The sequence below is a fragment of the Vibrio sp. MM46 genome, from assembly GCF_027587135.1.
GTDB lineage: Bacteria > Pseudomonadota > Gammaproteobacteria > Enterobacterales > Vibrionaceae > Vibrio > Vibrio harveyi.
Genome location: NZ_JAPPTO010000011.1, coordinates 63,510 through 85,092 on the forward strand (window position 1 = coordinate 63,510; position 21,583 = coordinate 85,092).

A 21,583-nucleotide genomic window follows, 5' to 3' on the forward strand; every position below is an offset into this window, starting at 1 on the left:
ACAATATGAAATTACTCAAGACATTGCTGGCTTCTGTTGCGTTAACAATGGGTGTGCTTAGCACACCTGTTGTTGCCAAAGATTCGCCACAGCTTTCTGATAAAACATTTAAAGTCGTTAACAAAGTTCAAGAACTGATTGCGACTGAGAAATACTCTGATGCAATCGAAAGGTTGAACAAGGCACTCGGTAAAACTTCAAAGAAGTATGACCGTGCAGTACTGCTGCAACAGATGGGCTTCTTGTACTCAATGAGAGACGACTATGTAAAGGCATCTAAGTACTTTGCAGAAGCGCTTTCTCTGGATGCTCTTCCAGTACCCGTTGCACAGCAAGTTCGTTACAGCCTTGCTCAGTTATATCTTGCTGAAGAACAGTTTAAGAAATCGGTTAAAACCATGGAAAAGTGGTTTGCCGTAGCTGAAACAACGAAAGAAAAACCACAAGCACACGCTTACATCACGCTAGCAAGTGCTTACGTTCAAATGGAAGACTACCGTAAAGCAATCGCACCAACTAAAAAAGCGATTGCAATGACGAAGAATCCAAGTGAATCGTGGTACATGCTTCTGATGGCTTCTCATTACGAGCTAGGTCAAATGAAGAGCGTTGCTAGTGTTCTTAAGATCCTAACCACTAAGTACCCACAGAAAAAGCGCTACTGGATGCAACTTTCTGGTACTTACATGGAGCTGAACCAAGACAAGAATGCACTTTCTGCTTTAGAAATGGCGTACAAACTGGGCTTGTTTGAAGAAGAGAAAGAGTACTTACGTCTAGTCAACTTCCTTGCTTATCAAGAGATACCTTACCGCGCTGCGAAGATTCTAAAAGATGAAATGGCAAACGGTAATATCGAAACAAACCAAGAAAACTTAGAGCGTTTAGCGTCATTTTGGCAGCAGTCGAAAGAGCTTGATAATGCGATTGATACCTATCAAACCGCTTATCAACTGGCTCCTAAGACAAAGAGCCAGCTAAAAATTGCCCGTTTGATGATTCAAGCGAAGCAATACCAAGCTGCTTCTAAGTTTGCTGCGACGCCTGCCTCTGACGCATCGCGCTCGCAAGCCGCAGAATTGCAATACATCCGCGGCATGGCTTTCTTTGAATTGAATCAGCCAACTCAGGCGCTTAAATCAATGAAGAAAGCAGCACAATCGGATTCGATGAGACAAGTAGTGAGTCCATGGATCAACTACCTAGAGTCGCAAGGCTAATAGGCGCTCATCATCTGCAAAGTAGTAACCAAAGTGGTTGTGGTTGCTCCGAAAATTAAGTGTGAGTCAGTCGCACGCCTGGGGAAGTGAAAGCTTCCCCTTTTTTCGCTTCTATATATAGAGGGTGAATTCATACCACACCTCAAAGATCCAAAAGATCGGCTAGCAACATCTGGGAGATTATGATACTCTTCGCCTCCATTTTTCTGGCGGGTTTATCACCAATCTCAAGCAGTTTGATGAAGAAATCATCAACGCCAGTGCTATCGTTATACCAATCTCGTGAATAAACGTCGTTGGCATGACAACAAGGTCGAGACTTCTTTCGGCATTCACTCAATCCAACCAAAAGTGGAACAGTACAATGGGCAAAGGTACTCTCTATATCGTATCTGCACCTAGCGGCGCAGGTAAATCTAGCTTGATCTCAGCAATGTTGGAACGTAACCCAACATATGCAATGAAAGTGTCTGTGTCTCATACTACTCGTGGCATGCGCCCTGGCGAAGAAAACGGTATCCACTACCATTTCGTTGCAAAAGAAGAGTTTGAAGCTCTAATTGCACAAGGCGACTTCCTAGAATACGCAGAAGTGTTTGGTAACTATTACGGCACGTCACGCGTATGGATTGAAGAAACGCTAAACAAAGGCATCGACGTTTTCCTAGACATCGACTGGCAAGGTGCACGTCAAATCCGTGAGCAAATGTCAGAAGCGAAAAGCATCTTTATCCTGCCACCATCAAATGGTGAGCTAGAACGCCGTCTAAACACTCGTGGTCAAGACAGCGAAGAAGTGATCGCAAAACGCATGGCAGAAGCAAAATCTGAAATCTCACACTACAACGAGTACGATTACGTAATCGTAAACGATGATTTCGATACTGCATTAATGGACTTTAAAGCCATCCTACGTGCGGAAAGATTGAAGGAAGAAAAGCAAGCTGCTAAATATAAAGGTATGCTTGATGCGCTTCTAGCAGAGTAATTCTGCACTGAAACACAAATTTTCGCTTCTTTATTACGGTAAGGAAGCTTATATTGCTTATATAGAAAGTCATTGTTGTTGCACGTCTTATCGCTAGTAAATATTACGCTGAGACTGTATACTTTCTCGTCATTCAAAATTTAGTTAACTATTTGGAGTCCTCATGGCACGCGTAACTGTTCAAGACGCTGTTGAAAAAGTTGGCAACCGTTTCGACCTAGTACTGATTGCGGCTCGCCGCGCTCGTCAAATGCAAACTGGCGGTAAAGATGCACTAGTGCCAGAAGAGAACGATAAGCCAACGGTTATCGCTCTACGCGAAATCGAAGAAGGTTTAATTACTAAAGAAGTTCTAGACGCTCGTGAACGTCAAGAACAGCAAGAGCAAGAAGCGGCAGAGCTAGCGGCAGTAAGCAGCATCGCTCACAACCGTTAATTCTGACTTTAGAATTCAACAACCTCCCGGGCCTATAATTTGTATCTATTCGATAGCCTCAAAGACGTTGCCCAAGAATACCTAACAGAGCCTCAAATTGAGGCTCTGCGTCAATCTTATGTGGTAGCAAGAGATGCCCATGAAGGGCAAACCCGCTCAAGCGGTGAACCATACATCATCCACCCAGTCGCTGTGGCTCGAATCTTGGCCGAAATGCGCCTCGATATCGAAACCCTCCAAGCTGCTTTGCTGCATGACGTCATCGAAGACTGTGACGTTACAAAAGAAGATCTCGAAGAGAAATTCGGCAATACCGTCGCTGAGCTGGTTGATGGTGTATCTAAACTGGACAAACTCAAATTCCGCGATAGGAAAGAGGCTCAAGCCGAGAACTTCCGTAAGATGGTTCTGGCGATGGTGCAAGACATCCGCGTTATCCTGATCAAACTGGCTGACCGTACGCACAACATGCGCACGTTAGGTGCCCTGCGCCCCGACAAAAAACGCCGTATTGCTCGCGAAACACTGGAAATCTACGCGCCGCTGGCTCACCGTCTTGGTATTCACAATATCAAAACGGAACTTGAGGAGCTTGGCTTCGAAGCGCTTTACCCGAACCGCTACCGCGTTCTAAAAGAAGTGGTAAGAGCGGCACGTGGTAATCGTAAAGAGATGATCCAACGTATTCATAGCGAAATTGAAGGTCGACTCGAAGATGTTGGCTTGAATGCGCGCGTGTTAGGTCGTGAAAAGAACCTGTTCTCCATCTATAACAAGATGAAAACCAAAGAACAGCGTTTCCACACCATCATGGATATCTACGCTTTCCGAGTGGTTGTTGATACTGCCGATACTTGTTATCGCGTTCTAGGCCAAGTACACAGCTTGTATAAGCCACGTCCTGGTCGTATGAAAGATTACATTGCGGTACCAAAAGCGAACGGCTACCAATCGCTACATACTTCTATGGTTGGTCCACATGGCGTGCCAGTTGAAGTTCAGATCCGTACCGAAGATATGGATCAAATGGCGGACAAAGGTGTCGCTGCGCACTGGTCATACAAAGACAAGGGCGACAAGTCTGGCACAACAGCGCAAGTGAAAGCTCAGCGTTGGATGCAAAGCCTGCTTGAGCTACAACAAAGCGCTGGTAACTCATTCGAATTCATTGAAAACGTAAAATCGGATCTTTTCCCAGATGAGATTTACGTCTTCACACCAAAAGGTCGTATCGTTGAATTGCCATTAGGCGCAACGGCTGTCGACTTTGCCTATGCCGTACATACTGATGTCGGTAACTCTTGTGTTGGTGCTCGTGTTGACCGTAACCCTTACCCACTAAGTAAGGCACTGAAGAACGGTCAGACAGTAGAAATCATCAGTGCACCAGGTGCGCGTCCAAACGCGGCTTGGTTAAACTATGTCGTGACTTCTCGCGCTCGCACTAAGATTCGTCAAGTATTGAAGACCATGCGTCGTGAAGAATCGATTACCTTAGGTCGTCGTCTACTGAATCACGCTTTAGGTCGTCATTCGATTGATTCAATCTACCCAGAAAACATCCAAGAAGTGCTGACTGATCTGCGCCTAGAAAGCGTCGATGATCTGCTAGCAGCAATTGGTTTGGGTGAGTTGATGAGTATCGTCATCGCACGTCGCTTATTGGGTGACACTGATGAATTGACCACCACAAGCTCGATTCCAAACGAATCTAACAAGAAACTGCCAATCCGTGGTGCAGAAGGTCTGCTACTGACTTTCGCAAATTGTTGTCACCCTATCCCGGATGACCACATTATCGCTCACGTATCGCCAGGTCGTGGTCTTGTGGTTCACCGTGAAACCTGTCCAAACGTTCGCGGATACCAGAAAGAGCCGGACAAATACATGGCAGTCGCTTGGTCTGAAGAGTACGACAAAGAGTTCATCGCGGAACTGAAAGTCGATATGCTCAATAACCAAGGTGCGTTAGCGGAATTGACCAATGTGATTTCGAAAACCGGTTCGAACATTCACGGTCTTTCAACCGAAGAACGCGACGGTCGCTTGTACACCGTTACCGTTCTGCTAACCACCAAAGATCGTGTTCACCTTGCTGGCATCATGCGTAAGATTAAGACCATGCCACAGGCGACTCGAGTCAGACGAAGAAAGAACTAAACTCTATCGCCACCCACACTCTGGGTGGCGATTTTTTTATATCTCTATTTATTATGAATTTAGAACGTTACAACCGCATCCATCAGGTGTTAAAAGCACGCCAAACCGACCTCACCCTGTGCCTTGAAGAAGTTCATAAGCCGAACAACGTTTCTGCAGTGATCCGTACCGCTGACGCAACAGGCTTACACAAAGTTCATGCGATTTGGCCCGACAAAATGCGCACACTGACCCACACCTCAGCAGGGGCACGCAACTGGGTTGAAGTGGATACTCACGATTCGATTGAAACTGCGATTACCGAACTCAAAGCACAAGGCATGCAAGTTCTGGTCACCAACCTTTCGGACACCGCGGTCGATTTTCGTGAGATCGACTACACCAAGCCAACGGCAATCATTCTGGGTAGCGAAAAAATTGGCGCTTCAGAGCAAGCGAAGAAACTCGCAGACCAAGACATCATTATTCCAATGATCGGTATGGTGCAGTCTTTAAATGTCTCAGTCGCCAGTGCTGTGATTCTTTATGAAGCGCAGCGTCAGCGTGAAGGCGCTGGTATGTACGAACGTGATGAAAGCGCACTGCCAAAAGAGACCATCAACCGCATTCTGTTTGAGCGAGGACATCCGGTCTTAGCAAAAGTAGCGAAACGCAAAGGGCTAGAATATCCACAACTTGATGACGAAGGCCAAATTGTGGCTGACGAATCGTGGTGGAAAGAGATGCAAAGTAAATAATCAACTTTTGTTATCCTGAATAGCGACGAAGGAGCGAAATTCAACTCCTCACGAAGCTGTATTTTTCCCTGTACAAAAACACAGCTTCGTGGTTAACATACTGCTATGTTAACTATTTTCTTGAGCCCGCTATGTCTGCCCAAATGTTATCTGCTATTCCTTTAACCTCTCTGTCTGGAGTTGGCGCCAAAGTCGCAGAAAAACTCGCCAAAGTTGGCTTGCATAGCGTTCAAGATCTACTGTTCCACCTTCCTCTTCGTTACGAAGATCGCACTCGCATTTACCCAATAGCCAAGCTGCATGCCGGGCTCTGGGCGGCAGTACAGGGCAAAGTCATGGCTGTCGATACTACTTTCGGCAAACGCAAAATGCTGACAGTAAAAATCAGCGACGGCAATGGCACCATTACTCTACGCTTTTTTAACTTTACTGCCGCGATGAAGAACAATTTCTCGAATGGTAAGTTAGTACACGCTTACGGTGAAATAAAGCGTGGTGGTATGGGCTTAGAGATTGTTCACCCTGATTACAAGTTTTATGTAAGTGAACAAAAGCCCGATGTGGAACAAAGCTTAACCCCCGTTTATCCAACCACCGATGGGTTACGTCAAATCACTTTGCGTAACCTGACGGAACAAGCCTTATCACTCCTCGATAAAGCCGCAGTGCAAGAGTTGCTGCCTTCTGGTTTGTACAATCACCAGATCACTATGTCGCAAGCGCTGCATACGATTCATCGACCGCCTCCAACCATTAATTTGGATGAGTTTGATGAAGGTAAACACCCAGCTCAAATTCGTTTGATCATGGAAGAATTACTGGCGCAGAACCTCTCTATGTTGGCAGTGCGCAGCAAAGGACAACAGGACGTTGCATTGCCTTTGGCGTCGTGTGACTCGCTGAAAAAGCAACTACTGGCTCAATTGCCCTTCTCGCCGACCAATGCTCAAGCACGAGTCGTTAAAGAAATTGAAGCTGACTTAGAAAAAACGCACCCAATGATGCGCCTTGTTCAAGGTGACGTAGGCTCGGGAAAAACTTTAGTTGCAGCACTAGCAGCAGTCAGAGCCATTGAACACGGCTATCAAGTCGCTTTAATGGCACCGACCGAACTGCTCGCCGAGCAGCACGCGATTAACTTCGCTAATTGGTTTGAGAAAATGGGCATTCAAGTCGGTTGGCTGGCGGGCAAATTAAAAGGTAAAGCCAAAGAAGCCGAATTGGCGCGTATTGCCAGTGGTGAAGCGCAAATGGTCGTGGGCACTCACGCCCTCTTCCAAGAACATGTTGAGTTCCATCATCTTGCTTTGGTCATTATTGATGAACAGCACCGCTTTGGTGTCCACCAGCGCTTAGAGCTACGCGAGAAAGGCGCAAAACAAGGCGCTTATCCACACCAGCTCATCATGACAGCAACGCCAATTCCGCGAACATTAGCCATGACAGCTTATGCTGACTTAGAAACGTCGGTGATTGATGAATTACCGCCAGGTCGAACACCAATCCAGACGGTCGCGATTCCAGACACTAAGCGTGATGATATCGTCGAACGAGTACGCAATGCCTGCTTAAACGAAGGCAAACAAGCGTATTGGGTGTGTACCTTAATTGATGAGTCTGAAGTCTTGGAGGCTCAAGCCGCCGCCGATACTGCAGAAGAGCTGCAACGTAAACTGCCTGACGTAAAAATTGGTCTAGTGCACGGACGAATGAAGCCCGCAGAGAAGCAAGCGGTGATGCAGGATTTCAAAGACAACAAGCTGCATTTGCTAGTCGCAACAACAGTGATTGAAGTTGGCGTAGACGTCCCCAACTCCAGCCTGATGATCATCGAGAACCCAGAGCGTTTAGGTTTGGCTCAGTTGCACCAGCTTAGAGGTCGTGTTGGTCGAGGTTCAGTGGCGAGCCATTGTGTGTTGCTGTATCACTCGCCACTATCAAAAACCGCCCAAAAACGTTTAGGCGTATTGCGAGAAAGCAACGACGGCTTTGTGATTGCACAGAAAGACTTAGAGATTCGTGGTCCGGGTGAGCTTCTTGGCACCAAACAAACTGGCTTGGCAGATTTTAAAATTGCCGACTTAGTGCGAGATCAGCGCTTAATTCCGGAAGTTCAACGCATTGCACGTTACATTCATGACAACTACCCGACGAATGCGACCGCAATTATTGATCGTTGGTTAGGCGAGCGTGACATTTATTCTAAGGCGTAAACGGGCTGCGCCTTAGTAGTAAGACGTTTCTTTCACCAATTCGATAACTAAATCACATCTAAATTTCTATTCTATTGACTTTAAATATGTAAAATCAATAACGTTTTATTAACACAACACACAGATGCGTTGTGCTATCGGCTAGGTTAGTTAAGCACTACTGCTAACCTCCACTCTGATAATAAATACGTTTCAAGGAGTAGAAATGAAGAGTACCTGCCTTAGGCTGTTGGCTTCAGCCTGTATTCTAAGTAGTGGTTCAGCATTTGCTGACACCTCAGATATGGCGAAATTGTTCGCTAAAGGATCGAGCTTTTTTAACCCAAAACTCTCCCCTGATGGTAAATACCTTGGGGTCGAATCCAAAGTGGATGGTAAAGATGCGCTGGTCATTCTCGACGCACAAACAATGAAGCCAACCAACATGCTTCGATTCCCAGACAACGAGCAAGTCGCCGATTATTACTGGGTCAACAATGAGCGCGTTGTCGCTTCAAAAGAAACCTTCACAGGCTGGTTTACTCAACCCTCACCCACAGGTGAATTTGTTGCCGCAAATGTCGACGGTTCTAAAACCGCCTACCTGTTCGGTCCTCAACCACCACAAAGTGGCAGCAGCGTTTCTAAACGAGGCAAAGCTACTCGCGCCTTCGGCATCATGTTAGACCCAATGCCAAATGACGAAAAGCACATGCTGATTGCAGCGATTCCATACAACCGCTCATTTGACATGGAAGAGGAAAAAGACGTCTACAAAGTCAATGTCTACAATGGGCGTGCGACCAAGCAGATGTCAGCCCCTATCAGAAACAGCTATTTCCTAGTTAACCATGATAACCAAGTCGGCTTTGTAACGGGCTCTGGTGATGATCTCAAACTCAAGTCTTTCTATCGCAATGGCAACAAGTGGCAATCCATCGCGACATTAGACAAACTCAATTTAGAAGAACTTACCCCCATTTCCTTCGCCGAAAACAACCATTCGATTTATGCCGCAGCAAGTAAAGACGGCTCACCCCAAGCGATTTACCATGTTGATTTAAAAACAGGAAAATACAAAGAAGTGGTTGCCGGCGAAAAGGTTTCACCACATAACTTTTGGCTTGATCAGCAATCCAAGCAACTGTACGCCATTGAATATGAAAAAGACTATCCAACCTATGCCTTCGTGGACGACAAGCACCCGCTGAGCAAGCAGTTGAAGCAACTACTGGCGACATTTGAAGGTCATCAAGTCCGTATTCTTAGCCAAACAGAAAATGGCGATAAATTCATTGCTCTGGCATTTAATGACCGTAATCCCGGCGATTATTACCTATTCAACACCGATCCTGTCGAAGGTCGATACCTCTTCTCTGCACAGAAATGGCACGACCCGAAAAAAATGGCAGAAGTTCGTCCATTTGCTTTCACGGCAAGAGACGGGCAGGAAATCAATGCTTTGCTAACACTTCCACCGGGTAAAGCGGAAAAGGACCTACCTTTGATTGTGAACCCGCACGGTGGACCTCACGGACCGCGTGACTGGTGGGAATTCAATCCAGAGAACCAGTTCTTAGCTCAAAAGGGCTATGCTGTTCTGCAAATCAACTTCCGTGGTAGTGGTGGCTTTGGAGATAATTTTGAAGAACTTGGATACCGTAAATGGGGTACCAATATTCAATACGACATCATTGATGCCACTCGCCATATCATCAAGCAAGGTATTGCCGATGCCGATCGTATCTGTATTTCTGGCGGTAGTTTTGGCGGCTACAGCGCGCTTCAAAGTGCCATCGTCGAACCGGAACTATTCCAGTGTGCAGTAGGCAGCTTTGGCGTCTATGACCTTGAAATGCTTTACACTGAAGGCGACGTAAAAGACCGCAAGTCAGGCGTTAACTATCTAGAAGAAGTGATCGGTCGTGATAAGAAAGAACTTCAATCCATGTCACCCGTTCATCATGTCGACAAACTAAAAGCAGACATTATGTTGGTCCACGGAGCCAAAGATGAACGAGCACCAATTGAACAATTTGACGCCTTAGTGGAAGCGCTCAAAGCGATCAATTATCCGCACAAAACAATGGTGATCGGCGATGAAGGGCACGGATTTTATAATGATGAGCACCAAGCCAAGTACCTTACTCAAATTGGTGAGTTCTTCGATAAACACTTAAAAAACTAACCTCCCAACGTAAAACCTTAAAGGCGATAACCATTCCGTTATCGCCTTTTCTTTTCAACCCAAAGCAAACGTTTGCTTTTTGAGTAAATCCCTCTATAATCGCGCTCAAAATTTATGGTGTGCACCTTATCACATCAAACCAACCTGAGTTGACACTGATTAACAGCAATCACAGGTCATAACGTCAACTCCACCCAGCACTCCCATTCAGCGAGCTCTGGGGCAAGAATTATTGCGACTAGCGAGACAAACATGACAACTTCAAACCGAACTTCGGAACTGGTCTATCAGTTAAACGATCGTCCACCATTACCTCAGACCATTTTTGCTGCACTTCAGCACTTATTGGCGATGTTCGTAGCCGTTATCACTCCTTCTCTGATCATTTGTCAGTCTTTGGGTGTGCCTGCTGACCAAACCAACACCATCATCAGCATGTCGCTGTTTGCATCTGGCGTGTCTTCCTTTATTCAAATTCGTACCTTTGGTCCTATCGGCTCTGGCTTACTTTCAGTGCAAGGCACCAGCTTCAACTTCCTTGGTCCAATCATTGGTGCGGGTCTTTCTCTCAAAGCCGGCGGCGCGGACATTAGCACCATGATGGCAGCGATTTTCGGTACTATCTTGGTCGCGTCTTTTGCAGAAATCCTGCTATCTCGCGTTTTAGAACACGCACGCCGCATCATCACGCCATTGGTATCTGGCATCGTCGTGACGCTTATCGGTCTGACGCTTATCCAAGTGGGTTTGGTATCAATGGGCGGAGGCTATTCTGCAATGGGCGATGGCTCTTTCGGTAGCCTAGACAAGTTAGCTCTCGCTGGCACAGTACTTGGCTTGATCGTAATCCTTAACCGCTCAAAGAACCCATACCTACGTGTTGCATCAATTGTAATTGCAATGCTGGTTGGCTACGTCATGGCGTACTTCATGGGCATGGTCGACACTTCAACACTGGGCGAAACTGACCTCATCGCACTGCCGATCCCAATGCAATACGGCTTAAGCTTCGACTGGTCGTTGTTTATTCCACTGGTTCTGATTTTCTTCATTACGGCACTAGAAGCAATTGGTGACATTACCGCAACGTCTGAAGTTTCCGGCGAGCCTGTAAAAGGTCCGGTTTACATGAAGCGCATCAAAGGTGGCGTATTGGCAGATGGTCTAAACTCAGCCATTGCTGCGGTATTCAACAGCTTCCCGAACTCTACCTTCAGCCAAAACAACGGCATCATCATGCTCACTGGTGTAGCAAGTCGTTATGTGGGTTACTTCATCTCAGGCATGCTAGTAATTTTGGGGCTGTTCCCGGGCGTGGCAAGCTTTGTTCAGCTGATTCCTGAGCCAGTTCTGGGCGGCGCGACTATCGTGATGTTCGGTACCATTGCTGCAGCGGGCGTACGCATCATCTCTCGTGTCGACCTTGATCGCCGCGCAATCCTAATCATGGCACTGTCATTCTCAATGGGTTTGGGCATTGCACAAAAACCTGAAATTCTGCAATTCATGCCTGAGTTTATTAAGAGCATTTTCTCAACAGGTGTAGCAGCAGGCGGCATCACCGCTATCGTATTGAACCTACTGCTTCCAGAAAAATTGGAAGAGGAAGATGAGCTGGTAGCTCAAGAGGTAAAAGAATCCTAACCTTGCCTAGGATGATCGGGGAGCCCAACCTAGTCATAGGTTGGGCTTTTTTATTGGAATCAGTTGAGCGAAGAAAGCTTACTTGGTTGGGAAACTGATTTGCGCACTTAACCCACCTTCACTGCGGTTACGTACCACAACCGAGCCAGAGTGTTGACTGACGATGCGCTTAACAATGGCTAAGCCCAAGCCTGTCCCTTCACTGCCACGAGCAGTATCACCACGAGTAAAAGGTTCAAACAAGCGTGCGATTTGTGATTGCTCAATGCCTGGACCATTGTCTTCAACGCAAACCCACACCAACTGTTTGTCGGCGGTGACGCCCGTACTGATTTTCACCCAGCCATTACCATAACGCAGAGCATTAACCACAAGGTTACTCACCGCGCGTTTAATCGCGATTGGACTGCCTTTCGCGGTTGGCATCGTAGGGTTGAGGTCAGTTTCGATTTCGACTTCATAACCCCCTTCCGACGTTGCTACATCGCTGGTAATGGTATTGATGTCCACCTGCTCAAACGACTCTTTATTTACTGGCTTGAGGTAGTCCATAAACTGACTGATGATCTCGTTACACTCTTCGGTATCACTGATGATGCCTTCGGCTAGGTAACTGTCTTCAGGTGACATCATTTCTGTCGCAAGGCGAATACGCGTCAGTGGCGTGCGTAAATCGTGGCTGATGCCTGCCATCAGTAGCGCACGATCTTCTTCCAGTTCTTGAATGCCTTTCGACATCTGGTTGAATGCGCGAGTTACAGAGCGGATTTCTGAAGCACCTTTCTCTGGCAATGGCGGCGGAATTTCACCTCGACCTACTCCTTTCGCGGCTTTTTCTAGCGCAATCAAAGGTCGGTTTTGCAAACGGATAAACAACCAGCCACCAGCAATGATCAGAAGTGCCATGATCAAGCTGTTACGGAACAGCGGAGCAAAATCTTCTTCTTGCAGTTCAGAGAGCGGAATACGGATGATGGAGTTCGGCAACTGATCGATACGCATCCACAGAATGTAGCTTTCACTGCCAAGCAGCAAACGCACTTCCGTTGGAGAACCGAGCTCTTGCGTCATTTCTTCCGACATCAAATCAATCGACATCGCATGATTGAACTCATTCATCATCTCGCTATCGACGCTATGTACCGTCACGCCCAAATTTTCCAGCAGTTGATGACGGAGTGGCGCATCGGACTTGAGTAAACCATCTTCATCGAGCACTAGATTCAATTCGTGAGCGAGAATTTTGTTGAACTGCTGCAAACTTGGCATCAACGCGTAGTTAAAAACGGCGTAGTAAGAGAAGACTTGGCTAGCGAGAAGCAAAGAGATGAACAGCAGAATGGATTGTGTAAATGAACTTCGGATTCGCATGGAGAGTTCCTAATGGACTGTTCCTAGTGAACAACATTAATTGCGAGTTTCCAGCCCTCAAACAGGAAGGGGGTTTGAGGGTGGAATATGAGCAGCCGAGTATTATCGGCAGACCTTAGAGGTAATTACGCTTCTTTGCCGTCTGGGACGAACACGTAACCTAAGCCCCATACCGTTTGGATGTAGCGCGGCTTGCTTGGATCATCCTCTAGCATACGGCGTAGACGCGAGATTTGAACGTCGATAGAACGCTCCATCGCTGAGTATTCACGACCACGAGCCATATTCATCAGCTTATCGCGCGACATCGGCTCACGAGCGTTGGTCACAAGCGCTTTCAGCACCGCGAATTCACCCGACGTCAGTGGCATCGCTTCATCACCACGGAACATTTCACGCGTACCGAGGTTCAGACGGAAGTCACCGAACTCAACCACTTTCTCTTCCGTGCTTGGCGCACCTGGCAGTTCAACCGTTTGGCGGCGAAGTACAGCTTTAATACGAGCTAGCAGTTCACGCGGGTTGAACGGCTTTGGTAAGTAATCGTCTGCACCTACTTCAAGACCAACGATACGATCAACTTCATCGCCTTTCGCTGTCAGCATAAGGATAGGTAGCATGTTGTTGGCGTGACGTAGACGACGACAAATCGATAAGCCATCTTCGCCCGGCAACATTAAATCCAGCACCATAAGGTGGAAGTTTTCACGGGTCAGAAGACGATCCATCTGCTCGCCGTTAGCGACACTTCTCACCTGAAAACCTTGCTCAGAAAGGTAACGCTCCAAAAGAGCACGCAAACGAGCATCGTCATCAACCACTAATATTTTATGATTTTCCTGCATTGAAACATCCTTTCAGAGGCATCTATAGTCAAAAATGTATCACTGTTTTTTCAAACGTGCTTGTGCAAATTGTTACTCTTTTTATCTTAGCCACGGTTTTGATGATTTATTTCGACGTTTCGCATTATTTTTCTTCTCACCACAACAATTTACAGTCAGACAAAATCAAGGCTGCTATACCCAAGTGACTTCAAGCTACAGGATTCAGAGCGCTGTCATTGATTCGAGGTCAAGGAAAACAACGCAGTGTAATAGCCAGCTCTTCCCAAGTTGTTTGACGCAGAAGTCGGGTCAATGACACGCTCCCGAAGGGCGAGTTGTCTTGGCTTGTATACTTTGTTGCCGATTCTTGATTTAGGCCCACTAGACCTTTAAATCGCCGCCGCGTCTACAAACCAAGTCATTCTCGCTGAACCTAGCATCTTGAGGTTACTTGGGTATATGATCAACAGAATCCAATAACGGCTGATTTACTTCTAATGAAAACCAATTTAATTACCCGTGAAGGCTACAATCGCCTAAAAACCGAACTCGACTTTTTATGGCGAGAAGAACGCCCAGAAGTCACCAAAAAAGTTACTTGGGCAGCAAGTTTGGGCGACCGAAGCGAAAACGCAGATTATCAGTACAACAAAAAACGCCTGCGTGAAATTGACCGTCGTGTCAGATACTTACGTAAGCGCCTAGAGCAAGTCAAAGTGGTGGATTACTCACCTCAGCAAGAAGGCAAAGTGTTCTTTGGTGCTTGGGTGGAAATTGAGAATGAAGCGGGCGATGTGAAGAATTTCCGCATCGTTGGTCCTGATGAAATCTATGGTGATGCGAAAGGCTATATCTCGATTGATTCCCCAATGGCTCGTGCACTACTAAAAAAAGAAGTCGATGACGAATTCGCAGTAAGAACGCCGGAAGGCTACAAAGAATGGTTTATCAACAGCATTCGCTACCAAGCCGAACAACATTGATTCTGCAACCGGATAAAAGAAAGCCGCACTTTTTAGTGCGGCTTTTGCGTTTTAAGGTACCAATCTTGAGGATTACTCTTCGTAGTCTGGCTTCTCGGTCACAATGTAGTTGGTATCGCTGGCAACGATCGCACCGTGCTTCAAGAAGTTCTTACCTAGAATCATGCTGTAATGGAAGCGGCTACGATCTTGCAAGTTAACGCGAATCTTCTTCTCTAGTTCGCCCAGCTTAACGTGCATTTCCACCACAGGGCGTACGTTGGCTTTCTCACCTTTCTTGGCTTTGATGCGCATCACGTCGACAACGGGCTTGGTAAATTCTTTCTTCATGCCGCTGTCGTTCTCGTAGGTGAAGCTCACCATGTCTTTACCATCTTTCTCGAACTGCTTGATGTTATGAGCATTAATTGAGCTCACATCCGCGCCCGTATCCAATTTCACAGGGAAAGACATGCCTTCCACTTCCGCCACCTCAATGTGACCCGCTCTAAACAACGGGCGCGCATCTAGTAAGTGGTCTGCACGTGTATTTAGCAATACGCCGCCTTTCGCCATGTTATGCCCAAAGACAAAGAACGGCTGTGCTTGATCGTCTTTCTCCAGTACATCGATGGCAAATTCGATACTCTTCTCTTCATCACCAAACAGGAAGTCACCTTCGACGACTGGGCGAACCGAATCCCCCACTTTGAGCTTCTTCAATACGCGTTTAGTGATTTTCTCTTCCTTGCCGTTCGCGCTTGGCAGGTAGAAGGTCACCACTTCTTTCTTGTCTTTTTCCGTCAATTCAAAGCCATCGACACGCAACAGCGGCGTTTTCACCGCGAAAGTTGGATACGCAGGCAGTACATGACCATCAATGTTGACTGACTCTTCTGGTGAGATAACTAATGGCTTAGATTTCAGAGCATTCTTAAATGACTTTTCAACACCACCGAGCAAGTTCTCTTTGTCGGTATCGATCACGAAGTGCTGGCTTGCCACGTCTTTGCCCAGACGGATTTGTGAGCTGAAGCCGCTGCGATCACGCAGGTATACCAGCCATTGTTGCGTCTCGGTTTCGCTCACTTGCACCGGAAGGTAAACCAAAGGGCGCTCACTCTTGCTGGTTTTCAACATACGCACGAGTGGCAATGTCATTGGGTGACGCTTACCGTTTTCGCCTTCAAGGGTGAAAGAAACTTGTTTTTTCTTCTTATCGACTTTGATGTTCAGCGCATGTACGTTGGTGTAACGACTGGTGGTCGAAATGCTTACCTTGTATGGCACCCCTTCCACTTCCACCGTTTCTTTCTTGCCGATCATCTGCGCCTTTTGTTGCTCTTGTAGGTAATCGTAACCAGCAAACACCCACGCGTTGTTATCGAGGTAAGTCTTACCAATCAAGATAGGTGCTGAGAATTGAGTGCGCTTGGTCAGGTTGACCACGGTGTCCACAGTGTGCCCTGCAATGGTCATCGGCATTTTCACTGTCGGACGTAAAATTGGTTTTTCACTGGTACGACTACGGATCGCACTGATGCGTTCAAGATCATCAGTGATCTTAATTTCTTTACCTGTGTACGGATGATGAATAGTGAAGCTCACGGTGACTTGATACGGCTCGAAGCTATCGGCATCCCATTTGGCTTTGGTGCCGCCAAGATCATCAATGATGGCCCACATCAGCTTGTCATCTTTAAGGCTCTTGTATTCAGGATTACTACTGCTAACGTGGATGTTTTCTGCGTGCATTGAGGTGGTATCTGCACCGGTATCAATCTTACCGATAAAAGGCACATCGCTTAGCTCAGGAATTTCTCTGTAGTAAACACTCTCTACTCGCCCCAATACGACTTTATCATCAAGTTGGTAAATCGGATTTTGAGTGGTCGCGGAAAGTGTTTGCGACCAAGCGAGCGGCGTCGCCAATAAGGCACCAGAGAGCGCCAAAGCCAAAGACATTTTCTTCATCATTATTTTCCGTATGAGCTAAGGTACAGGGTTAGTCGATAACCAAATGTATAAGTTCTCAATTTACTTACAGTTTTGACACAAATCTGACTGATGTCCACCAGCGCTCGGTAAATTTTCGCGTGACTAGTTTAAAACATTGCAAATTCCATGAATGACCCCAATGTTCTATACACAACCAATACCTAAACAGAATTAAAGAGAATACACGGATGAGCCAAGCTATCTGTCGCATGATTGCTCAAGAGCTGAATGTTCGCCCTGAGCAAGTCAACGCTGCTGTAACCCTTATCGATGACGGTAACACGGTCCCATTTATTGCACGTTACCGTAAAGAGGTAACAGGCGGACTTGATGATACCCAACTGCGTACTCTAGACAGCCGTCTGTCTTACCTTCGTGAGCTTGACGACCGTCGTCAAACCATCCTGAAGTCGATCCAAGAACAAGGCAAACTTACACCAGAGCTAGAACAAGAGCTCACTCAGGCAGACAGCAAGACTCGTCTTGAAGACTTGTACTTACCTTACAAACCAAAGCGTCGCACCAAAGGTCAGATCGCGATTGAAGCGGGTCTTGAGCCACTTGCAGACCAGCTTTGGAATCATCCGCAAACTGAGCCAGAAAGCGAAGCAAGCAAATACCTTGATGCAGACAAAGGCGTGGCAGACACCAAAGCCGCACTGGATGGCGCTCGCGCAATCATCATGGAACGCATCGCGGAAGACGCAAACCTACTGGAGAAAATCCGTGGTCACCTAAACCGCAATGCGGAAATGGGTGCTCGCGTCGTTGAAGGCAAAGAGCAAGAAGGTGAGAAGTTTAAAGATTACTTCAACCACAACGAACCATTAAGCAAAGTACCATCGCACCGCGCACTGGCAATGCTACGTGGTCGTAACGAAGGCTTCCTGACATTGGCAATGAATGCCGATCCAGAACAGGAAGAAGGCGCGCGTCAGTCTTACTGCGAAACGATTATCGCTGACCACTACGGCGTGACACTTAGCAGCGCACCTGCGGATACGTGGCGTAAGCAAGTGATCAGCTGGGCATGGCGCATCAAAGTATCGATGCACATGGAAACCGAGCTAATGGGCGCAATGAAAGAGCGCGCAGAAATCGAAGCGATTGAAGTATTTGCCACTAACCTAAAAGACTTGTTGATGGCAGCACCGGCAGGTCCTCGCGCAACACTTGGTCTCGATCCGGGTCTGCGTACAGGCTCGAAGATCGCTATTGTCGATCCGACTGGTAAGGTGCTTGCAACCGAAACCATCTACCCTCACCCACCACAAAAGCAATACGACAAATCAGCGCAAATCGTTGATCAGTTGGTACGCAAGTACAATGTGGATTTAATTGCGATCGGCAACGGCACGGCTTCACGTGAAACCGACAGCTTTGTCGCGGACGTCATCAAACGTGGCAACTTGAAAGTTCAGAAAATCATCGTGAGTGAAGCGGGAGCATCGGTTTACTCAGCGTCTGAGCTTGCAGCAAAAGAATTCCCAAATATGGACGTGTCTCTGCGTGGTGCGGTGTCGATTGCCCGTCGCCTGCAAGACCCACTGGCTGAGCTAGTGAAAATCGATCCTAAATCAATTGGCGTGGGTCAGTACCAGCATGATGTTAGCCAATCTATGCTGGCAAAACGCCTAGATGCGATTGTGGAAGACTGTGTAAACGCGGTCGGCGTAGACGTGAATACCGCTTCTGCAGCGCTACTGACGCGCGTAGCGGGCTTGTCGAGCACCATCGCGCAGAACATTGTCGACTTCCGTGATGAAAACGGTCGTTTCGAAGCACGTACGACCTTGAAGAAAGTCCCTCGCTTGGGTCCTAAGGCGTTCGAGCAGTGTGCAGGTTTCCTACGTATTATGGATGGTAAGAACCCTCTTGATGCGTCTGCGGTTCACCCAGAAGCGTACCCAGTGGTAAAAGCGATTTCTGAGAAGAACAACAAAGACATCAAAGCACTGATTGGTGATTCAAGCTTCCTAAAAGGTCTGCATGCGGTCGATTACACCGACGATAACTTCGGTGTGCCAACCATTACAGACATCATCAAAGAGCTAGATAAGCCGGGTCGTGACCCGCGTCCAGAATTCAAAACGGCGACGTTTGCAGAAGGCGTAAACTCGGTATCTGACTTGGAACCAGGCATGATTCTAGAAGGCGTGGTGTCTAACGTAGCCAACTTCGGTGCCTTTGTTGATATCGGCGTTCACCAAGACGGTCTCGTACATATCTCTGCACTGACAGACCGCTTTGTGTCTGATCCACGCGAAGTGGTGAAGGCGGGCGACATCGTTAAAGTAAAAGTGATGGAAGTGGACGTGCAGCGCAAGCGTATTGGTTTATCGATGCGTATGAACGACGAGCCGGGTCAAGACAACCGCAGCCAACGCTCATCAGCAGCGCCGCGTCGTAATGACCAACAGCAGCGTCGTCAGCCTCGCCGTGATGACTCGTCATCTAACAGCGCAATGGGCGGTGCTTTTGCAGCAGCGTTTGCTAAAGCGAAAAAGTAATCTCGCCTAGGCTTCACCGCTAACTCGTTTTCATAGCTAAAAAGAAAACGCTCCAATCAGTTATTCTGCTTGGAGCGTTTTTATTTGAGTAGGATATTGAGTCGTCATAATACTGCTATCACTTCTGACGGTGTATGGGGCGCGACCGAGTGACCATAATGAAACTTAATCACCTTCCTGCGCTTTTCCATCAATCCCTCTTTGACCGCAGCATCCAAAATGCGCTTAGGTAATCGAAAGCGTATCGCGTAGCCCTTACCCTGATCTTCACTGTAACTCTTGAGCGCTAGCAAACCGAAAAGACGTTCTAGCGTGTCTTTCGGTTCTTCGTGATAACGGGTATCCACCTCGGGTTCCACTTCGTAGTCAGGATGCTCCGATGGGTCCCACGAGGATTGGCGTCGCCGTTTCTCATCACTTTTTACTTTGCGCTCCGCATTGGTTTTCGCCAGTGCGACTGTTGGCGTCACAGGTTCTCGGACTTTATTGTCACGAGCAGCTTGTTCCGTCTGCACATTAACGGATGGGGCGATCAGTGGCACGCTAACGTTAGCCGGTGACACAATCATTGCGAACCCTCCTCAGAGTCGCCCAACTCGTCAATACAGCAAACTCCTCCCACAAGAAGAGTTCGCTAAAACTTATATCGACCAATTTTTAAGCAGCTTTAGGAGTTTTTAGATGTGCAGGCCTAACCGTTAAGCGGCAAATTCTCTCACTTGGAGACAAAACGCTTCATGTTCGGTCATGAACGGCGCATGAGAGGATTGATTGAAAACAAACTGCTGAGTGCTTGGCAACTGCTCGCTTAAGTCACTTGCCACTTTGATTGGCACTAAGCCATCAAGTCGACCATAAAGGCGCAGCATCGGCATAGAAAGGGAAGTCAGCGCATCGCGCAGATCCACATCGGCAAGAATGTTCAAACCAACCAACAACGAATCAGGGTTCGGCTGCGGACGCGATAGCACCGCTTGTTTGAGTTGTTTAACGTCTTTGCGCGCAGACGGGCTGCCCATCGCTTGCAGCGCCATAAAACGTTCAATAGTGACAGAGAAGTCTTCCAGCAATTGATCGGTGAATGCGGTTAACACGTTAGGTTGAATACCACGCCAAGGACGCTCAGCAGCAAATTTTGGTGAACTTGCTACCGTGATTAATTTGCTCACACGCTGCGGAGCATTAAGTGCAATGTGGGTTGCCACCAAGCCACCTAATGACCAGCCAAGCCAAACTGCTTTCTTTGGTGCGTCTTGCAAAACAAGGTCAGCGATTTTTGCTAAATCTTCAGCGTGAGATTCTGCGCTGTGTCCGTATCCCGGAAGATCGACCACATGCACTCGGAAATAAGGTTGAAGAGACTCGACGGTCTGCTGCCATACCGCACCATTCATACCCCAACCATGAAGCAACACCAAATCTGGTCCTTGACCAAATGACTGCCAGTGCAAATTCGTGCTCATGCTCTCGTTCTCTCCCACTTATCTTATTCCTTACAACGCAATCCAAGCTTTAGTCTGATGGCTCGCTCACCTTGGATGGATTGTATGTTATCTCATCAATGGCAAAACATCATGCATCGCGTACTCAGTAGCCAATGCGGATTATGCCGATTTCCCATACCTCACCGCCAAACGCCCAACCTAATGCGTTGGTGTGACAGCTGTTTTGACCACCTCACACCAATCAAACGCTGCTCACGTTGTGGTTTAAAAATGACAGAAGAGGAATCACAATCCTCCGCAGAGTGCGGAGAATGCTTGAAAGAGCCACCACCATGGCGGCGTTTGTATACCTTAGGTGACTATGACTTTCCGCTCTCTCAACAAGTACAGCGCTTTAAAGATCACGGCGAGGCATGGCAGGTGAGTACGCTTACTCAACTATTAGCAGAACGAATTGAGCAGCCTGCCCCCGTCATCACCAGCGTGCCCATTCACTGGCAGCGCTACATAAAACGAGGATTCAATCAGAGCCATATCTTAACCAAACACCTCGCCCGCCATTTAGATGTGCGATATGAAAGCAAGATATTTAAACGTGTCAAAAGCGCTCAGTCGCAGCGAGGAAACAAAAAAGCCAGTCGCGAGCAAAATCTGCAAGGGGCATTTGCCCTACAAGGTGAGGTGGACTTTTCCCACGTCGCGATTGTGGATGATGTGGTTACAACAGGTAGTACGGTCCGACAATTATGTCATTTACTACTTGAAGTTGGCGTAGAAAGCATCGATATTTACTGCATCTGCAGAACTCCTGCCCCCGGCTCAATCTAGATCGCTTCGCCATGTCTTAGCATCAAAAAGACTAGACCGAGGCGTCAACAGGAGTAGAATAGCAGCAATAGCCTACA

The 21,583-nt window shown here is 47.4% G+C and carries 16 protein-coding genes; 11 read left to right on the top strand and 5 right to left on the bottom strand.

All coding sequences use genetic code 11. The features are described 5' to 3' along the window. Positions 1-5 precede the first annotated feature (5 nt). From OH459_RS13940 to OH459_RS13975, 8 genes are all read left to right on the top strand, one after another. Complete coding sequence (locus OH459_RS13940; protein ID WP_005448461.1) at positions 6-1,220, top strand: hypothetical protein; 1,215 nt, start codon at positions 6-8, stop codon at positions 1,218-1,220. A gap of 364 nt (positions 1,221-1,584) precedes the next feature. Continuing rightward, a complete protein-coding gene (gene gmk, locus OH459_RS13945; RefSeq protein WP_005430186.1) occupies positions 1,585-2,208 on the top strand; it encodes a guanylate kinase in 624 nt (207 codons plus the stop codon). A gap of 163 nt (positions 2,209-2,371) precedes the next feature. Then, on the top strand, positions 2,372-2,644 hold the full coding sequence (gene rpoZ / locus OH459_RS13950; RefSeq protein WP_005379346.1) for a DNA-directed RNA polymerase subunit omega: 273 nt from the start codon (positions 2,372-2,374) through the stop codon (positions 2,642-2,644). A 39-nt stretch (positions 2,645-2,683) separates the two neighbouring features. Next, positions 2,684-4,804, top strand: coding sequence for a bifunctional GTP diphosphokinase/guanosine-3',5'-bis pyrophosphate 3'-pyrophosphohydrolase (gene spoT, locus OH459_RS13955; RefSeq protein WP_005434453.1), 2,121 nt, complete (start codon positions 2,684-2,686; stop codon positions 4,802-4,804). Between the two features lie 53 nt (positions 4,805-4,857). Further along, complete coding sequence (gene trmH / locus OH459_RS13960) at positions 4,858-5,541, top strand: tRNA (guanosine(18)-2'-O)-methyltransferase TrmH (RefSeq protein ID WP_017189970.1); 684 nt, start codon at positions 4,858-4,860, stop codon at positions 5,539-5,541. Between the two features lie 131 nt (positions 5,542-5,672). Then, positions 5,673-7,754: an ATP-dependent DNA helicase RecG gene (gene recG / locus OH459_RS13965; protein WP_017189969.1), complete on the top strand. Its 2,082-nt coding sequence runs from the start codon at positions 5,673-5,675 to the stop codon at positions 7,752-7,754. 205 nt (positions 7,755-7,959) lie between these two features. After that, positions 7,960-9,921 carry a S9 family peptidase gene (locus tag OH459_RS13970; protein WP_017189968.1) on the top strand — a complete coding sequence of 654 codons (1,962 nt, stop codon included), beginning with the start codon at positions 7,960-7,962 and terminating at the stop codon, positions 9,919-9,921. Positions 9,922-10,173: 252 nt separating this feature from the next. Further along, positions 10,174-11,565, top strand: coding sequence for a uracil-xanthine permease family protein (locus tag OH459_RS13975; protein ID WP_269987261.1), 1,392 nt, complete (start codon positions 10,174-10,176; stop codon positions 11,563-11,565). Positions 11,566-11,643: 78 nt separating this feature from the next. Here the strand turns inward: OH459_RS13975 and envZ are convergent, their stop codons facing one another. Beyond that, positions 11,644-12,936 (bottom strand): two-component system sensor histidine kinase EnvZ, encoded by a 1,293-nt coding sequence (gene envZ / locus OH459_RS13980; protein WP_005448471.1) that lies wholly within the window; start codon positions 12,934-12,936, stop codon positions 11,644-11,646. Positions 12,937-13,061: 125 nt separating this feature from the next. Then, positions 13,062-13,781 carry an osmolarity response regulator transcription factor OmpR gene (gene ompR, locus OH459_RS13985; RefSeq protein WP_005430151.1) on the bottom strand — a complete coding sequence of 240 codons (720 nt, stop codon included), beginning with the start codon at positions 13,779-13,781 and terminating at the stop codon, positions 13,062-13,064. 479 nt (positions 13,782-14,260) lie between these two features. Here ompR and greB point away from each other — a divergent pair, with 479 nt between their 5' ends. Further along, positions 14,261-14,746 carry a transcription elongation factor GreB gene (gene greB, locus OH459_RS13990; RefSeq protein WP_009698970.1) on the top strand — a complete coding sequence of 162 codons (486 nt, stop codon included), beginning with the start codon at positions 14,261-14,263 and terminating at the stop codon, positions 14,744-14,746. Positions 14,747-14,818: 72 nt separating this feature from the next. Here the strand turns inward: greB and OH459_RS13995 are convergent, their stop codons facing one another. Further along, complete coding sequence (locus OH459_RS13995) at positions 14,819-16,702, bottom strand: putative ATP-dependent zinc protease (protein WP_269987265.1); 1,884 nt, start codon at positions 16,700-16,702, stop codon at positions 14,819-14,821. A 209-nt stretch (positions 16,703-16,911) separates the two neighbouring features. Here OH459_RS13995 and OH459_RS14000 point away from each other — a divergent pair, with 209 nt between their 5' ends. Next, on the top strand, positions 16,912-19,233 hold the full coding sequence (locus OH459_RS14000; RefSeq protein WP_269987267.1) for a Tex family protein: 2,322 nt from the start codon (positions 16,912-16,914) through the stop codon (positions 19,231-19,233). Positions 19,234-19,337: 104 nt separating this feature from the next. Here OH459_RS14000 and OH459_RS14005 read toward each other — a convergent pair whose 3' ends face one another. Further along, positions 19,338-19,802: a hypothetical protein gene (locus OH459_RS14005; protein WP_009698973.1), complete on the bottom strand. Its 465-nt coding sequence runs from the start codon at positions 19,800-19,802 to the stop codon at positions 19,338-19,340. A gap of 129 nt (positions 19,803-19,931) precedes the next feature. Continuing rightward, a complete protein-coding gene (gene bioH, locus OH459_RS14010; protein WP_009700713.1) occupies positions 19,932-20,696 on the bottom strand; it encodes a pimeloyl-ACP methyl ester esterase BioH in 765 nt (254 codons plus the stop codon). 84 nt (positions 20,697-20,780) lie between these two features. Between bioH and OH459_RS14015 the strand changes: the two genes are divergently transcribed. After that, on the top strand, positions 20,781-21,506 hold the full coding sequence (locus OH459_RS14015; RefSeq protein ID WP_269987357.1) for a ComF family protein: 726 nt from the start codon (positions 20,781-20,783) through the stop codon (positions 21,504-21,506). The last annotated feature ends 77 nt before the right edge of the window (positions 21,507-21,583 follow it).

What these genes read in the sequence shown, in the direction of transcription:
- OH459_RS13940 (WP_005448461.1), top strand. Translation starts at nt 6, where the DNA reads ATGAAATTACTCAAGACATTGCTGGCTTCTGTTGCGTTAACAATGGGT.
- gmk (WP_005430186.1), top strand. Translation starts at nt 1,585, where the DNA reads ATGGGCAAAGGTACTCTCTATATCGTATCTGCACCTAGCGGCGCAGGT.
- rpoZ (WP_005379346.1), top strand. Translation starts at nt 2,372, where the DNA reads ATGGCACGCGTAACTGTTCAAGACGCTGTTGAAAAAGTTGGCAACCGT.
- trmH (WP_017189970.1), top strand. Translation starts at nt 4,858, where the DNA reads ATGAATTTAGAACGTTACAACCGCATCCATCAGGTGTTAAAAGCACGC.
- recG (WP_017189969.1), top strand. Translation starts at nt 5,673, where the DNA reads ATGTCTGCCCAAATGTTATCTGCTATTCCTTTAACCTCTCTGTCTGGA.
- OH459_RS13970 (WP_017189968.1), top strand. Translation starts at nt 7,960, where the DNA reads ATGAAGAGTACCTGCCTTAGGCTGTTGGCTTCAGCCTGTATTCTAAGT.
- OH459_RS13975 (WP_269987261.1), top strand. Translation starts at nt 10,174, where the DNA reads ATGACAACTTCAAACCGAACTTCGGAACTGGTCTATCAGTTAAACGAT.
- envZ (WP_005448471.1), bottom strand. Translation starts at nt 12,936, where the DNA reads ATGCGAATCCGAAGTTCATTTACACAATCCATTCTGCTGTTCATCTCT.
- ompR (WP_005430151.1), bottom strand. Translation starts at nt 13,781, where the DNA reads ATGCAGGAAAATCATAAAATATTAGTGGTTGATGACGATGCTCGTTTG.
- greB (WP_009698970.1), top strand. Translation starts at nt 14,261, where the DNA reads ATGAAAACCAATTTAATTACCCGTGAAGGCTACAATCGCCTAAAAACC.
- OH459_RS13995 (WP_269987265.1), bottom strand. Translation starts at nt 16,702, where the DNA reads ATGATGAAGAAAATGTCTTTGGCTTTGGCGCTCTCTGGTGCCTTATTG.
- OH459_RS14000 (WP_269987267.1), top strand. Translation starts at nt 16,912, where the DNA reads ATGAGCCAAGCTATCTGTCGCATGATTGCTCAAGAGCTGAATGTTCGC.
- OH459_RS14005 (WP_009698973.1), bottom strand. Translation starts at nt 19,802, where the DNA reads ATGATTGTGTCACCGGCTAACGTTAGCGTGCCACTGATCGCCCCATCC.
- bioH (WP_009700713.1), bottom strand. Translation starts at nt 20,696, where the DNA reads ATGAGCACGAATTTGCACTGGCAGTCATTTGGTCAAGGACCAGATTTG.
- OH459_RS14015 (WP_269987357.1), top strand. Translation starts at nt 20,781, where the DNA reads ATGTTATCTCATCAATGGCAAAACATCATGCATCGCGTACTCAGTAGC.